Source organism: Paenibacillus urinalis (assembly GCF_028747985.1).
Classification (GTDB): domain Bacteria; phylum Bacillota; class Bacilli; order Paenibacillales; family Paenibacillaceae; genus Paenibacillus; species Paenibacillus urinalis.
Genome location: NZ_CP118108.1, coordinates 5,060,834 through 5,075,472, shown reverse-complemented (window position 1 = coordinate 5,075,472; position 14,639 = coordinate 5,060,834). Strand labels below are relative to the sequence as shown.

At 48.5% G+C, this 14,639-nt stretch carries 12 protein-coding genes; 7 read left to right on the top strand and 5 right to left on the bottom strand.

The window, feature by feature from the left end:
- Nucleotides 1-57: 57 nt before the first annotated feature.
- From PUW25_RS23500 to PUW25_RS23490, 3 genes are read right to left on the bottom strand one after another with little or no spacing between them, the layout of a single operon-like run.
- The gene (locus PUW25_RS23500) at nucleotides 58-1,017 is read right to left on the bottom strand and encodes a DUF4097 family beta strand repeat-containing protein (protein ID WP_052511853.1); all 960 of its coding nucleotides are present in this window, start codon (nucleotides 1,015-1,017) and stop codon (nucleotides 58-60) included.
- The gene (locus PUW25_RS23495) at nucleotides 1,018-1,665 is read right to left on the bottom strand and encodes an HAAS signaling domain-containing protein (protein ID WP_052511855.1); all 648 of its coding nucleotides are present in this window, start codon (nucleotides 1,663-1,665) and stop codon (nucleotides 1,018-1,020) included. It lies immediately after the preceding gene.
- Nucleotides 1,662-1,988, bottom strand: a complete 327-nt coding sequence (locus PUW25_RS23490) for a PadR family transcriptional regulator (RefSeq protein ID WP_047911339.1) — start codon at nucleotides 1,986-1,988, stop codon at nucleotides 1,662-1,664. The genes PUW25_RS23495 and PUW25_RS23490 overlap by 4 nt, the downstream gene beginning before the upstream one ends.
- A 204-nt stretch (nucleotides 1,989-2,192) precedes the next feature.
- Here PUW25_RS23490 and PUW25_RS23485 point away from each other — a divergent pair, with 204 nt between their 5' ends.
- Entirely contained in the window at nucleotides 2,193-2,573 is a 381-nt protein-coding gene (locus PUW25_RS23485; RefSeq protein WP_274337669.1) for a YrhK family protein, read from the top strand.
- 104 nt (nucleotides 2,574-2,677) lie between these two features.
- Here PUW25_RS23485 and PUW25_RS23480 read toward each other — a convergent pair whose 3' ends face one another.
- Together PUW25_RS23480 and PUW25_RS23475 are read right to left on the bottom strand one after the other, a co-directional pair.
- On the bottom strand, nucleotides 2,678-3,901 hold the full coding sequence (locus tag PUW25_RS23480) for an NAD(P)/FAD-dependent oxidoreductase (protein WP_274337668.1): 1,224 nt from the start codon (nucleotides 3,899-3,901) through the stop codon (nucleotides 2,678-2,680).
- 244 nt (nucleotides 3,902-4,145) lie between these two features.
- Nucleotides 4,146-5,702 carry an FAD-dependent oxidoreductase gene (locus PUW25_RS23475; RefSeq protein WP_274337667.1) on the bottom strand — a complete coding sequence of 519 codons (1,557 nt, stop codon included), beginning with the start codon at nucleotides 5,700-5,702 and terminating at the stop codon, nucleotides 4,146-4,148.
- A gap of 312 nt (nucleotides 5,703-6,014) precedes the next feature.
- Between PUW25_RS23475 and PUW25_RS23470 the strand changes: the two genes are divergently transcribed.
- The 6 genes from PUW25_RS23470 (at nucleotide 6,015) to PUW25_RS23445 (ending at nucleotide 14,637) form a co-directional block, all read left to right on the top strand.
- Nucleotides 6,015-7,643, top strand: coding sequence for an extracellular solute-binding protein (locus PUW25_RS23470; protein WP_047911342.1), 1,629 nt, complete (start codon nucleotides 6,015-6,017; stop codon nucleotides 7,641-7,643).
- Nucleotides 7,644-7,692: 49 nt separating this feature from the next.
- Nucleotides 7,693-8,616 (top strand): ABC transporter permease, encoded by a 924-nt coding sequence (locus tag PUW25_RS23465; protein WP_047911343.1) that lies wholly within the window; start codon nucleotides 7,693-7,695, stop codon nucleotides 8,614-8,616.
- Nucleotides 8,617-8,627: 11 nt separating this feature from the next.
- A complete protein-coding gene (locus tag PUW25_RS23460) occupies nucleotides 8,628-9,509 on the top strand; it encodes a carbohydrate ABC transporter permease (RefSeq protein WP_047911344.1) in 882 nt (293 codons plus the stop codon).
- Between the two features lie 31 nt (nucleotides 9,510-9,540).
- A complete protein-coding gene (locus tag PUW25_RS23455) occupies nucleotides 9,541-10,662 on the top strand; it encodes a glycoside hydrolase family 88 protein (RefSeq protein WP_081872355.1) in 1,122 nt (373 codons plus the stop codon).
- A 261-nt stretch (nucleotides 10,663-10,923) separates the two neighbouring features.
- Nucleotides 10,924-13,260 (top strand): helix-turn-helix domain-containing protein, encoded by a 2,337-nt coding sequence (locus PUW25_RS23450; protein WP_047911346.1) that lies wholly within the window; start codon nucleotides 10,924-10,926, stop codon nucleotides 13,258-13,260.
- A 15-nt stretch (nucleotides 13,261-13,275) separates the two neighbouring features.
- The gene (locus tag PUW25_RS23445; RefSeq protein WP_274337666.1) at nucleotides 13,276-14,637 is read left to right on the top strand and encodes an extracellular solute-binding protein; all 1,362 of its coding nucleotides are present in this window, start codon (nucleotides 13,276-13,278) and stop codon (nucleotides 14,635-14,637) included.
- Nucleotides 14,638-14,639: the final 2 nt, after the last annotated feature.

The following is a 14,639-nucleotide window of genomic DNA, read 5'->3' as shown; positions in this document are numbered from 1 at the left end:
AAATGGATTCATATAGTATGGATTTTTTGGCGAACCTCAATGCAAGATAATTGAAGCTTACGGCTGTTCGATTTGAATATTTCCGGAAGTGGTGCGCACTTTAATGAGCTCTGTTCCGGTTCTTGGTGAATCAGGAGCATGGATGCTTCCAGATATGGCCTGAACATCATAGAATCCGGCAAAATCAGGTGCTGCTATAACCTCGACATCGCCGGATACGGCTCGGATATCTAAGTTTCCGATCACCGATTGACTGACTTCCACATTCCCGGACTGTACTTCAATGCTGGCGTCTCCGTGCAGATCGTCAATTTCGATATCCCCGGAAGTGGACTTAACCTCCACCTGACCCTGTATTGCCGCCGCCTCTATACTACCGGACTGGAGCTTTACTGCAATTTGACTTGAAGTGAGGTCCTCAAGCTCAATATCTCCAGAGATCATCTCAAAGCTTGCACTTTCCTTGGCAATGACATTCTTCATATCCAGATTGCCTGAAGAGAGACTCACGGCCAGTTGACTGGCTTGAACATCTTCGAGCTCGAAATCGCCTGAGGTTGATGAAATAGAAACATGCTGTGCCTTGACTCCGCTAATTTCGTTACTGCTTGATATATTGTCAACAATAAGCTCATCTAGCATTTTGTCTGAGGGCATCCGAACCTCGATATGATTGTCTGCGAAATCCAGATTAAAGGACAGAAATTGAAAAGAATCCTCCGCTGTCGTATCCATTGTAAGTGTGCTGCCCTCTGGCGCGGTCTGTTCAATTCGATCTATGGCATCCTGATGCCATTTGCCTGTGAACAATACGGTAATTTGATCCTCCTCAGTCGGTACAAACTTAATATTCGTACTGCTATCGGTCCTCATTACAAGGGAATGGATGCCTGCTTCCGGAAATGCGAGCTCTTTCTCGTATGCAATCCGTTCATCTCCAAATTCAAAACCGAATATGGACATGCCGACAACGCCGACAGCAATACAGGCTATGCCAAATCTCAACCAGTTCTTCATTTATTGGTCCCTTCCTTTCACCACTTTGACATTCCAGCTAACATAACTCCGTGTGAGCATTCCGAGCTTCTTGGCGGCCCACAGCGAGAAAATGCTGAGCAGGATACCTATTCCAAGCATGGTGATACTAACGGACGCTTCTGCCCAGATCACACGCTGCTCCTGGAACATAAAGTCGGCCAGGGCAAGGAATGGAGCAAGGATACCAGCGGCTGATGTTAAGGCAACAGCCAGCCACACGGACCATACGGTTGCAAAGATCGGCAGGGCAAAGATGAGATTCAGAAAGAACATGCCGATGGCAGAGAATAAGCTGCGGAAAGCGCGGTGGCTTGATCTCGATTCTGTCACATATGGCATACTGGCTGTGAATGGCACACCGGCATTGTTAGATGCACCATAGGCGTTATTGTAAGTGAACCCAGGTGAAGCGGCCTCCTGTGCTGGGGGAGCATACCGATCACCGAGGGCTTCCAGCGCCAGCTCTCTTGGATGACCCAGCTCTCTAGAAATATCTTCTTCCGTCTTGCCCTCAGCTAAGCCCATTTCAAAATGCTGCTCGTAATCACTTAACAGCTCCATCCGTTCACCTTCGTCAAGCAGCCTAAGCTCGCGTTCCAGAGCCGTCATAAACATACGTCTGTTCATTCGCTATATCCTTCCTTCAGTAGATTGGTAACACTGGACACAAATACATTCCATTCAAGCTCCAAATTCAGCATATAGGCAAGTCCAGAATCCGTTAAACTGTAATACTTACGCGGAGGCCCCTCGTTAGATTCACGCAGATAGGTGGTACAGTACCCATCTGCGACTAATCGGCGAAGCAGGGGATACAAGGCGCCTTCGGCAATCTCAATATGCCTGGATACGGCTTGAGCCAGCTCATATCCATAACGGTCTTTACGGTGGATCAGCACAAGAACGCACAGCTCTAATGCGCCTTTTTTAAATTGGATATTCACATTCAACCAGATTCGAGTCTCCTTTCCGTGGCCATCATTTTAAATATAATTACTAAATTTAGATTAGTACTGTTTATTATATAGTAGTGAACAGGTAAATATTAACACTCAGTACTGAATAATGCAAGGTAGTGAAATTTATGAAGCGGCTCATCCGTTTGAAACTCTCCCCTACGGGTAAGGTAAGCAGAGAAGGAGAGGAGATCGTACATGAACCACAACCATCAAGAGGCGAAGGAGCCCAGCGCATATAAACAGGAGCATTCCCAGAAGAAGCATGCTAAGAAAAGAAGAATCGGTCTGCATTTCTATCGTAGAAGATCACCCCGATCCAGAAAAAGACTTCAGATTCGCAATCGTTATGAAATCGCGCATATGATTAGCGAAATTGCCACATCACTCTTGTTTCTTGCCGGCAGCTTCTGCTTGTTCTATCCAGAAGTCAAGCTGATCGGTACCTGTCTATTTATACTGGGAAGTATTCAAATGCTGGTCCGGGCATTAATTCGAATGTCATATATGCTTAAACTTAAAAAGTGGGACTACATTGATGAAAATAGGGATCAGGAGCAGAACCACATCATGCACTAAAACTTCCATCGAAGTGGGAAATAATCATATGTGGACAAATGAAAGACCGCCTGCAGCTGACTGGACAAGCAGCTGCAGGCGGTCTATTCACATTTGTTTGATTACTACTGGGCTTGCTTACGCGGCGGCTTCGAGCGCAGATACAAGTTGAGGTGAGGACTGCTGCCCTTCGTTATCATGTCGGTGACAATGCGGGACAGGGTCATATTGTATACCGTCCCATTGTCTCCATAAGCCATGATGTGGAAGCAGTTCGGGTACTCATCACTTCGGCCAATCATCGGAAGACCGTCAAGTGTACCGGCAAAGAAGGCACCGAGCACGTAATCCGGTTCGGTCTTAATTTCTGGGAACATCTCGGACAGATTTTTCATTAATTGATCTCGTCCGGACTCAATGTGCGCATCCCTGCTCACGGAGCGATGCGTCTCCTGGTCCATGCCGCCGACAATAATTCGATCATCCGGTGTTGTTCTCATATACATGTATGGACGAGCCGTTTCCCATAGAAGCGTTCGCTTGTACCAGCTGCTCAGATCAGCAACAGGCTTCGTAATCACAACGTACGAGCTGGTAATTGTGGCATTGGCGTTAGGCGTCAGCTCCATCTGCTCGTAACCGGCTGCCATGATGACATACTTGGTGCGAATCTGGTGTCCACTCTTGGTATAGAAGACGGCCTCATCTGAACTGAACTTCTTGCCGGTAATTTCGGTTCCTCCGTAAACTTGGCCGCCCATCCCTCTGACTTCTTCAAACAAGCCGTAAATATATTTTAGCGGATTCATCTCCGCATCGTTTTTGTAGTACAGAGCGCCGGATTTACGGAACGGGTATTTCGCTGCAATTTGGTTCTCGTCCCATAAGTCCACATCGAATCCGTGCTTCTTCAGTAGAGCATGCTCCTGCTTAAGTGCAGGTACATCAGCTTCCGATGAGGCGTAATACAGGCTGTCTCTGCGAACGAAATCAGCCCCATCCGGCAGCTGACTGCAGGCTTGTTCGATGTCGTCAATGGCTTGTCTGCAGAGCTTCAGATGAGCCGAAGCCTTCGCTTCACCAAAATCCGCTGCCAGCTCTGTAAGCATCTTGTCACCGGCATACTGAATGAGTGCCGTATTGGTGCTTGAGCTTCCGCCTCCAATCGTTCGTTTATCAACCACGACGACATGAAGGCCTTGTCTCGCAAGCTGATATGCACTCTGGGCGCCTGAACTGCCCCCGCCGATAATGAGCGCATCGCACTGAATATCTTCTGTAAGCGGGGGATAGATGGGAGGACTGCTCACTGTAGCAGGCCAATAGAGTTTGCCAGTTTGTAAATCCATATGAAATGCCTCCTAATAATAAGCTGAAAAAGTTCATGCTATCTATCGATATTATGAACTTAAGTTGTTTTTTCTTAAGTTCATGCTATCTATCGATATTATGAACTTAAGTTGTTTTTTTCTTAAGTTCATGCTATCTATCGATATTATGAACTTAAGTTGTTTTTTTCTTAAGTTCATGCTATCTATCTACCATGATTTCGCTTATTAGAAACAAGGCAATCCATAAATTTTGAACAAGCCGCTAAGCCTGATGTGCATCAAGCTTAGGTAAAGGCTCCACTGCAGGTCCTTCAAGGACGGAACCGTCATAAGTAAACCGCGAGCCATGGCAAGGGCAGTCCCACGAGCATTCGCCCGAGTTCCATTCCACCTCACAGCCCAGATGGGTGCATGTCGTATCGACAAGATGCAGCGTACCGGATTCATCCTTATAGGCTCCGGCGCGCTTGCCTTCATGTCGTACAACAGCACCCTCACCAGGCTGAATATCCTCAATCTTCTTGTGAACGAGACCCAGTTTGCCCGAGATGAGATGCTTGGCTACATCCAGATTATCCTTTACGGCGTTCTTAATCGAAGGATCAGCCTTGAACCGGCCGGGATCAACCAATTCTGTATAAGGATTGTGGCGGCCGACGATGAGATCCGTCAGAAGTCTGCAGGCAACAGTACTCGTTGTCATCCCCCATTTGCGGAAGCCGGTGGCGACCAGCACCCTCTCATAAGCTCCGCCAATCGGTCCGATGAACGGCATCTTGTCGATGGTGACCAGGTCCTGTGCAGACCAGCGGAAATGCACCTTTTTCACACCAAAATGCTGTCCGGCAAACCGAACGAGCTCTTCAAAATGCTGATGTGTGCTGATGCCCTGACCCGTCTTATGATTCTCTCCGCCAATAACGAGGAGCTTCTTGCCATTGTACAGTGCAGAGCGGACAGAGCGCTCCGGCTTGTCGTAGCTTACATACATGCCGCCCTCAAACTCCGTTTCCGGCTCCACAGCAATGGCGTAGGAGCGCTCTGCATGCATACGGGCAAAGTACATACGTGGATCATGGAACGGAAAATGACTTGCCACGACCACATGCTCGCTTGTAATGTGATGGCCGCCTCTTTCCAGCATGACGGTCACCTTGTTATCCTCCTCTTTGAGGTCAGCAGCCGTCGTTTTTTCATAGATCTTAACGCCGAGGTGGATCAGCTCTTCAACCAGCTTCTTGAGATAAGAGAGTGGATGGAACTGTGCCTGATTCGGCACACTGATCCCCGCTACAGCCGGTACCGGAATCGGCAGCTTATCATGCCACACACTGGGAATAGCCAGCTGCTGATAGGCATCGAATTCGTCCTTCAGCTTCTTTAGATCATTCTCCGATTGAATATAGACATACGCGTCCTCTTCCGTCAGCTGACAGTCGATTTCTTTTTCGGTAATGACACTTCGAATAAAACGCAGTGCTTCCTCATTGGCCTCATAATACAGTCGGGCCTGCTCATGGCCGAAATGTTGAATGAGCTCGTGATAAATCAGGTTGTGCTGGGAAGTAATCTTCGCGGTCGTATGACCTGTCGTTCCATCCAGGATTGAGCCTGCCTCAATAAGGACAACTTTATAGCCTTCCTTGGCGAGAAGATATGCGGTAGTAATCCCCGTCATACCGGCACCAATAACTGTTACTTCTGTGTTCAGGTTCTCAGACAAACGTTCAAATGAAGGCAGAGAGACGGTTCCACGCCATAACGATTCCCGGCTCTTCGGCAGCTCTGCTGCAGTAAATTCCTGATTCATGTCATTCATATATTCAAATCCTCCTATTCAAGTACGGGCCTAATATGTTCCGATTTCTCAATTATTACCACCCGGCACCTGATAGAAACGCGCGTTAGCCAGAAACATTGCGCTTGGAAGCAAATTTAGGTGACCTCTAGGTATTCTCGAAGGAGCCATTCCATCGCTTTTTGAGTTTTTGTCTATTGCATTTGCGAAATGGTCAGTTCAGTTAAACAAAATAAACACTCCATTTGATGATTTGCACATATCGCGCTCTGGCGGCCATCCCTTAACCTGTCAATACAGCAATTCAATTCAATCAAAGTGGGGGTTGGGTACATGAAACGTTGGTTTGTTTCTACGCTTGTGATGGCGCTGATGTCATCCTTATTGATCGGCTGTACTGGAAATGGAGGAAGTGCGGAGGAACCCAATGAAGGAGATCAAGAAGCTCCGGTGGTCACGGAAGAGACGACATATCCAATCGAAACCGACGTGACACTATCCTATTGGGGCGAGCTTCCAGGGAACCTCATAGGAGTCAAGGCTACACACGATGAAGTTCCTTTTTTTCAGGAGTGGCAAAAGGCAACCGGAGTTCCGCTGTCCTATACCGCTCCCCCATCCGGACAGGCTCAAGAGGCACTCAATGTCATGCTTGCCTCCGGGGATCTGCCAGACATGATTGAGTATAATTTCCTCGGATTTCCGGGGGGGCCAGAGAAGGCGATCAAAGACGGTTACATTATTGAGCTGAATGAGCTTATAGACAAGTACGCACCCAATTTGAAGAAGTACCTCTCGGAGCATCCGGAGATCGACAAGATGGTGAAGACGGACAGCGGCAGTTATTATGCTTTTCCGTTCATTAGAGAGGACGAGTACCTGCGTGTATTCCAAGGGCCCATCATTCGTAAAGACTGGCTCGATGAGCTGGGCCTTCCTATTCCAGAGACGATTGATGAATGGACAACGACGCTGCGTGCTTTCAAAGAAGAGAAGGGTGCCGCTGCTCCATTCTCCGTCGTCAGTAAACCGAGATTCTTTAATGATTCAGGAAATGGTGCATTTCTAGGTGCATTTGGTGTCACGCGAGGCTTCTATCAGGTGGATGGACAGGTGAAATTTGGACCGGCAGAGCCAGGATTCAAGGAGTACCTTCGCTTATTCAACAGCTGGTATACAGAGGGATTGATCGACAAGAACGTCGCTACGACAGATTTGAAAGCGATTGACAGCAATATGGCCTCCGGTGAGACGGGAGCCACGGTCGGTAATACAGGCGGAGGCATTGGGAAGTGGCAGCCGCTCGTTGAAGCAAATGATCCGGAAGCTGTGCTTGCTGCCGCCCCTTATCCCGTCCTAAACAAGGGAGAGGTACCGATGTTTGGACAGCGGAATCAGGCGTATTCCTCGGAGGGAACGGTTGCTGTTACCTCAACATCTGAGAATCCAGAGCTGGCTGTGAAGATGCTCGACTATGGGTACAGTGAAGAGGGTCATATGTTCTTCAATTTCGGCAAGGAAGGCGTCAGCTACAATCTGACGGAAGACGGATACCCGCAGTTTACGGAATTGCTGCTCAAGAACCCGGACAATCTGGCGCCTGCTCAAGCCATTTCCATGTATGCGCGAAGCAGCTACAACGGACCTTTTGTCCAGGATAGACGCTATATAGAGCAGTATCTTGCGCTTGAGACACAGCGTGAAGCGATAGAGATCTGGAGTAAAACAGATGCAGAGAAGTACAGTCTGCCGCCGATTACGCCAAACCCGGAGGAGAGCTCCGAGTACGCCACAATTATGAATGATATCAATACGCTTGTGGACGAGATGACGATCAAGATCATTCTCGGAACCGACCCTGTAGATGAATTCGAGAGCTATGTAGCGAAGATGAAGCAGCTGAACCTGGATCGGGCGATCGAGATTCAAATGGCCGCACTGGAGCGTTATAACAACCGTTAACCAAAAGGATCAATAAACTCTCAAAAGAATGAGGTGACTAAACCGCCCCATGAACCATTCCCGATCTTTCAAAAGCCGGTTTATCCGGGATTTCATGTTGAATAAATACCTTTATCTCATGATGCTTCCGGTCGTCGCGTACTATCTCATTTTTCATTACACGCCGATGTACGGTGCAGTCATTGCTTTCAAAGACTATACCCCTATTAAAGGCATTCTCGGCAGCGATTGGGTCGGTCTGAAGCATTTCATTGATTTTTTTGACAGCTACTATTTTTGGCGGATTCTAAAGAACACGCTGCTGATCAGCCTATACTCTCTGCTGTTTGAGTTCCCGATGCCGATACTGCTGGCTCTGCTCATAAATGAGGTTCGACAGCGGCGGTTCAAGCGGGTCGTCCAGACAATTACGTATATGCCTTATTTTATTTCATTGGTCGTGATCTGCGGAATTATTACGGATTTTACAAATGCGGATGGTCTGATCAATCGATTATTCATGTGGCTTGGCTATGATGGGCAGGCGATGCTCCAGAAGCCCGAGCTGTTCAGGCCGATCTACATTCTGTCCGAAATATGGCAGCGGATCGGCTGGGAATCCATCATCTACATTGCGGCACTTACGAGCATTGACCAAGAGCAGTATGAAGCTGCACGCATTGACGGAGCGAACCGTTTGAAGCAGATGTTCTACATTACTCTGCCCGGCATTCTGCCTACGATCACGATTATGCTCATACTCCGGATGGGGAATCTTCTAAATGTCGGCTTCGAAAAAATTATCCTGCTGTACAATCCGGTGACCTATGAGACAGCTGATGTCATCTCCTCCTTCGTCTATCGGAAGGGACTTCTGGAATTCGGATGGAGCTACAGCTCAGCGGTGGGCTTGTTCAACTCCGTCATCAATTTGATTCTGCTGGTGACAGCCAACTACATTAGCCGAAGAGTCAGTAATAACAGCCTATGGTGAGGTGAAGCGATATGAAAAAGGAAACTGGCTGGTTTGACCGAATCTTTGATCTCATCAATTATACATTCCTCCTGCTGCTGGTTACAGCGACGCTGTATCCCTTGCTGTATGTACTATTCGCTTCCTTCAGCGATGCGGCGAAGCTGCTGCAGAATGACGGAATTCTGTGGCGGCCGCTAGGCTTTAATCTGGATGCTTATCGAAGCGTGCTTGCTAACCCGGGGATTGGACTCGGGTTTCGGAATACGCTGTTCATTGTCGTGGTGGGGGTCACCGTGAATTTACTGATGACTTCTCTGGGGGCGTACGTGCTGTCACGCAAAAATGTGATGTGGAATAAGGTGTTCATGTTCCTGATCGTATTTACGATGTTTTTCAGCGGCGGGCTGATTCCTCTCTATCTTGTGGTCAAGGGCGTCGGACTGCTGGATTCGCTCTGGTCTACCATTATTCCTTTCAGCATCAGCACGTTTAACTTAATCATTATGCGTACGGCATTTATGGGCATACCGGACAGTCTTGAGGAATCGGCCAAAATTGATGGTGCCAACCACTTTACCATCTTATTCCGTATTATCATTCCGCTGTCCATGCCGGTCATTGCCGTTATGATTCTGTATTATGCCGTAGATAAATGGAACGGCTGGTTCTATGCATCGGTGTTCATTAAGAGCCGGGAGCTGTTCCCGCTCCAGCTGGTGCTGAGGGAGATTCTGATTGCCAACTCCACAGACAGCATGTCCACTGGCGCCTCAGCCGGAGACCGTTTTCAGATTGGGGAAACGATTAAATATGCCACAATCATCGTCGCAACAGTACCGATTCTGTGCGTGTACCCGTTTGTGCAGCGCTTTTTCGTTAAAGGCGTCATGGTAGGTTCGCTTAAAGGCTAGTATCCAAATTCAGCGGATGGAGGGATTGTTCATGGTACAAGTGCAAACAGCCGCAAATCAGGCGGTGTGGGAACAAATCGGTAAAAAGGTCGATGCGGTGCTTCCCAAGATAGCTGGCAAGTGTCCTCATGTGGCGAAGAGTGACGGTATCTACGATGATACGAGACTAGATTGGTGGACGTCCGGATTCTGGCCGGGTATTCTGTGGATTATGCATGATATGACGGGTGAGCAGCGGTACAAGGATGCCGCCTGGAGCTGGGATGAACGAATGGAGCAGCTGTTCCTGACGGAGAACCGTTATGATCATGATGTGGGCTTTCAGTTTCTGCCGACAGCGGTCATCAAGCACACGATTACAGGCGACAAGGATGGAGCAAGAAGGGGGTTGTTTGCGGCCAATTTCCTCGCAGGAAGGTTCAATCTGAAGGGGGATTTTATCAGGGCCTGGAAAGCGGATAAGACAGGATGGTCGATCGTCGATACCACAATGAACCTCTCTTTGTTGTTCTGGGCTGCGAAGGAGAGCAGCGATCCAAGGTTCATGCATGTGGCCAGAGCTCATGCGGATACGGTCGTGAGGCACTTTATTCGGGAGGACGGCTCTACTTATCACATCGTCCGGTTTAACCCGGAGACAGGAGAGTGGGCAGATGCAATCGGCGGTCAAGGGGCAGCTCCGGAGTCGGCCTGGAGTCGGGGAGCAGCGTGGGCACTGTACGGGATGACGAATGCGTATACGCATACAGGAGATGAGACGTATCTTCGCGCTGCACAGCGTGTCGCTAATTTCTTCATCGCTCATCTGCCAGAGGATGGGGTCCCTTACTGGGACTTTAGAGCAGAGGAAGAGGATGGGGGGATCCCGAGAGACAGCTCCGCGGGGGCCTGTGCAGCTTCGGGTCTCATCGATCTGGCGGGACATCTTGGAGACACCCAGGGGAGAGGATATCGTGCAGCAGCTGAACGTATCCTCAGTTCTCTGTATCAGTCTTACGGAACATGGGACAACAGTGCCCATGAAGGAATGCTCCTGCAGGGGACGGGAAACCGTCCTGCGGATGAGAATGTCAACGTGTCGCTCATATATGGAGATTACTTCTTCGTCGAGGCGACCGCGAAGCTGAATGGTTGGAAGCATCGGATATTCTAGTATTGCTGGATATACAGCTCAATATAGCGCAGATCCCCGAATGACAGTATAGCGGCTGTCCTTCGGGCTGTCCCGAATGACAGTATAACTGCTGTCCTTCGGGCTTTTTGCGTTCATTTTTATTAATCATCTGGCTGCGGATTGTACGTTTTGCTCATGGTATTGTACTTATTGTATATTCCGTCCCTGCCCTTGTTTCGTTATAATGTAATCCACAGTCAGTGAACTTCACAAAAAAACGAATAATAGGGTGATGGACTATTGAGGAACATTCAACATTTGTGGCAAAAGCGTGAGAGCATCATTGTCACCTGGCTTGTTTCTTACACGGCAGTCCTTTTTATACCGATCATCATCAGTCTTGTCATCTACTTTCAGGCAAGCGATACACTGAAGGGCGAGATTGACCGGGCGAATGATTCGCTTCTGAAGCAAGTCAGATATACGATCGATAACCAAGTTGATCTGATGAAGCGACTGAGTATGGAGATGACCTGGAATTCGAACCTGCAGACACTGATGTACTCCAATATTTCTCCTGAGGAATCTTCCTATACTTCCTATCAATTAGTTCAGCAGTTCAAGCTGTACAAGACATCTTATGCCTCAATCGACGAGTTCTATATTGTTCGGGACAGCGATCATTCTGTCCTCCGTTCCGGGAATGTGCGGGATATGGAAACGGCGTTTCGCACGCTGCATGATACAGGGAATCTCACCTATGAGCACTGGAAAGATACAATTCAGCGTCCAGGGCCAAGCCGCTTTACGGTACTGCCCCATTTAAATAATACGGAGCTACCGTCATCCATTGCCTACATAACACATCTGCCTAAGGGCTTAAATGGGAGAGATACCGGAAGCGTGGTCGTTATGGCCGATATGACCCGGTTTCAGAAGCCGCTGGAGAGCATTGCCGGCTTTAATGAAGGGCTGCTGCTCATTCTGAATGACAATAACGAGGTGCTTATGTCCACTCGTCCGGATGCACCGGAGCTTGCTCCATTCCTGAAGGGGCAACGGGTAGAGCTATCCGCAGCAGCAGCAGGAGAATCGGAAATATTTTATATTCCATCAGCCGTATCGGAGTTGAAATATGCGCTCATTATCCCAAGCCGGATCTATTGGGAAAAAGCCGAATATGTCCGCAGCTTCACATATATCAGCATCGCCGTGAGCATCATCAGTGCGATACTCATTACCTGGTTTTTTATGAGAAGGAATTATTCGCCGATCCAGCAGCTGGTGCGTGCACTGACAGATCATACTGGAACGGTGGAGCCCCAGGAGGGCAATGAGCTGCGTTTTATCCAAGAGGCAGTCCTGCAGACAAGAACGAAGCATGATGAAATCACCATGCAGCTGCACAAGCATGAACAGGTGCTCAGGTCCAACTTGATTAATCGTCTGCTGAAGGGCAGGCCCGATACACTGGTCCCGTATGAGGATGCCTTTCGCTCCTTTCACATGCCGCTGCAATCGCAGGATTTTGCTGTCATTTTGTTCGACGTGGAAAATGAAGAGAGCTTGTATGAGAAGCTTCCGGGTATTGATATCAACGAACGAAGAAAGCTCATCCAGCTGATCGTTTCCAATGTGGCAGAGGAGCTGGTGCATACGCATCAGCATGTAGGGTATGTTGCCGAGGTAGATGATATGATGGTGTGCCTCGTAAATTTGAAAGCGGATTCTTGCGAGCCGGCGGCCGATCTTCATGCCATTGCATCAGAAGCGAAGCAGTTCCTTTATCGATATGAGATGGAATTAACCGTATCGATCAGCGGGCAGCACAGCTCATGGATTGGAATAGCTACAGCCTATCAAGAGGCTGTGGATGCGATGGAATATAAGATGGTTCTGGGCAAGAGTGGAATTATCCAGCATGAGGATATTCGAATAGAGGGAGCCCTGGAAGATCAATATGGCTACTATTATCCGCTGCAGGTCGAGCAGCAGCTGATCAATCTGATCAAGGCCGGAGAAGTAGAGCAGGCAACCGATTATATGACAGAAATAACAGATCGCAACTTTAACAAGCCGGTCATGTCCTTAACCATTGCCCGGTGTCTGATGTATAACCTTGCGGCGACCATGATGAAGGCGATTAACGAGGTCGATCGGAGCATCATGGAGCGAAATCCGCGCTTCATTGAACACATTACCGATTGTGATACGATTCAGGAAATGCGTGAGGCGCTGGAGTCCTTGTTAAAGGAGGTTTGCTCTTATGCAGCAGCCAAGCGCACACTCGGTATCACGCAGGAGAGAGAAGACAGCCTGGTGCGTTTGACGGCACAGGTCACGAGCTACATCGAAGAGAACTATCAGGATATGAATTTGAATGTTAATTCGATTGGAGAGCATTTCGAGCTGAAGGGGAGCTATCTGTCCAAGCTGTTTAGAATGCATACAGGAGAAGGTCTGCTTGACTGCATTCACAAATATCGGATCGAGCAGGCCAAGCAGATGATGACTGCCAAGCAGGATTCCATCAATGAAATCTCCAAGCATGTAGGATATAACGATGCTGCAACATTTATCAGAGTGTTCAAAAAGTATGAAGGGATTACGCCTGGCAAATATAAAGAGCTCTATTAGAAAGGAGGCACATGGATGGGAGGCCGGCTGCTACGATATCAGCGAGGGTGGATCGCTGCTCTGGCTGTTCTAACCATGCTCATGCTGTCCGCCTGCATGCTGAGTACAGGGGAGAATAATGAATCTTCTCTAATGAGTGTGGCTGAACTTCATCATACGGAATCTGATGATGTACGGGATAACGAGGCCCATCTAACGTATTGGGCAGGCCTCAGCAATAACGCGGCAAGTATCAAATCTAATCTGGAGGATATTCCTTTCTTTCAGGAATGGAAGCGGAGAACAGGTGTGAATGTTACGTTTATGAATCCGCCTCTCAATCAAGGTAAAGAGGCGTTTAATGTGATGATCACATCCGGTCATTTGCCAGATATGATCGAGTATGAATGGATGAATTATCCTGGAGGACCGGAGAAGGCGATTCATGACGGCATTATCCTTCCACTAAATGAGCTTATCGAGGAGCATGCCCCCCATTTTAAACAGTTTCTCGAAGAACACCCAGAAATTGATCGTCAAATCAAGACGGCAGATGGAAGCTATTACGTCTTTCCGTTCATTCAGGCAGAGGATAAGCTGCGCACCTATCAGGGTCCGATTATAAGGAAGGATTGGCTGGATGAGCTTAAGCTGCCTGTCCCTGAGACCATTGAGGAGTGGCATACCGTACTAACCGCCTTCAAAGAGCAAAAAGGGGTACCTGCTCCGCTTACGATCCTGGGTAATTCAAACCCTTTATCCGGTATTGAGAGCGGGGGCTTCGTAGGAGCCTACGGAATAAGAAAAGGCTTCTACATGGAGGACGGAGCTGTCAAATTCGGTCCGATGGAGCCTGAATATAAGGAGTTTCTTGCTTTGTTTCGATCGTGGTACGCGGAAGGTCTCATTGACCAGCATTTTGCAACAACCGATACCGAAACCCAGGATATGAACATGACGATGGAGAGGAGCGGTGCAGCGATATGGAATGCAGGAGCGGGTATTGGAACATGGCTGCCGAAGATCAGGGAAGAGAGACCTTCAGCAGAACTCATCGCAGCACCTTATCCCGTCCTTAGTGAAGGGATGCGTCCCAAGTTCGGACAGCTGGCTCCTGAGGTGGGCATCAGCGGCGGGGTAGCACTGTCAGGCAGTATTCAGAATGCGGAGGCAGCGATCCGTATGCTGGATTACGGCTATGGAGAAGAAGGACACCTGCTGTTTAACTTTGGAATGGAAGGCTTGAGCTACGAGATGATCGATGGATATCCGACTTATACGGATCTCATCCTGAACAATAAGGATAAGCTCTCTCCGTCACAGGCGCTCGCGATGTACACCCGTGCCAGCTATTTTGGCCCGTTCGTTCAGGACATTCGTTATTTGGAGCAGTATTAAAC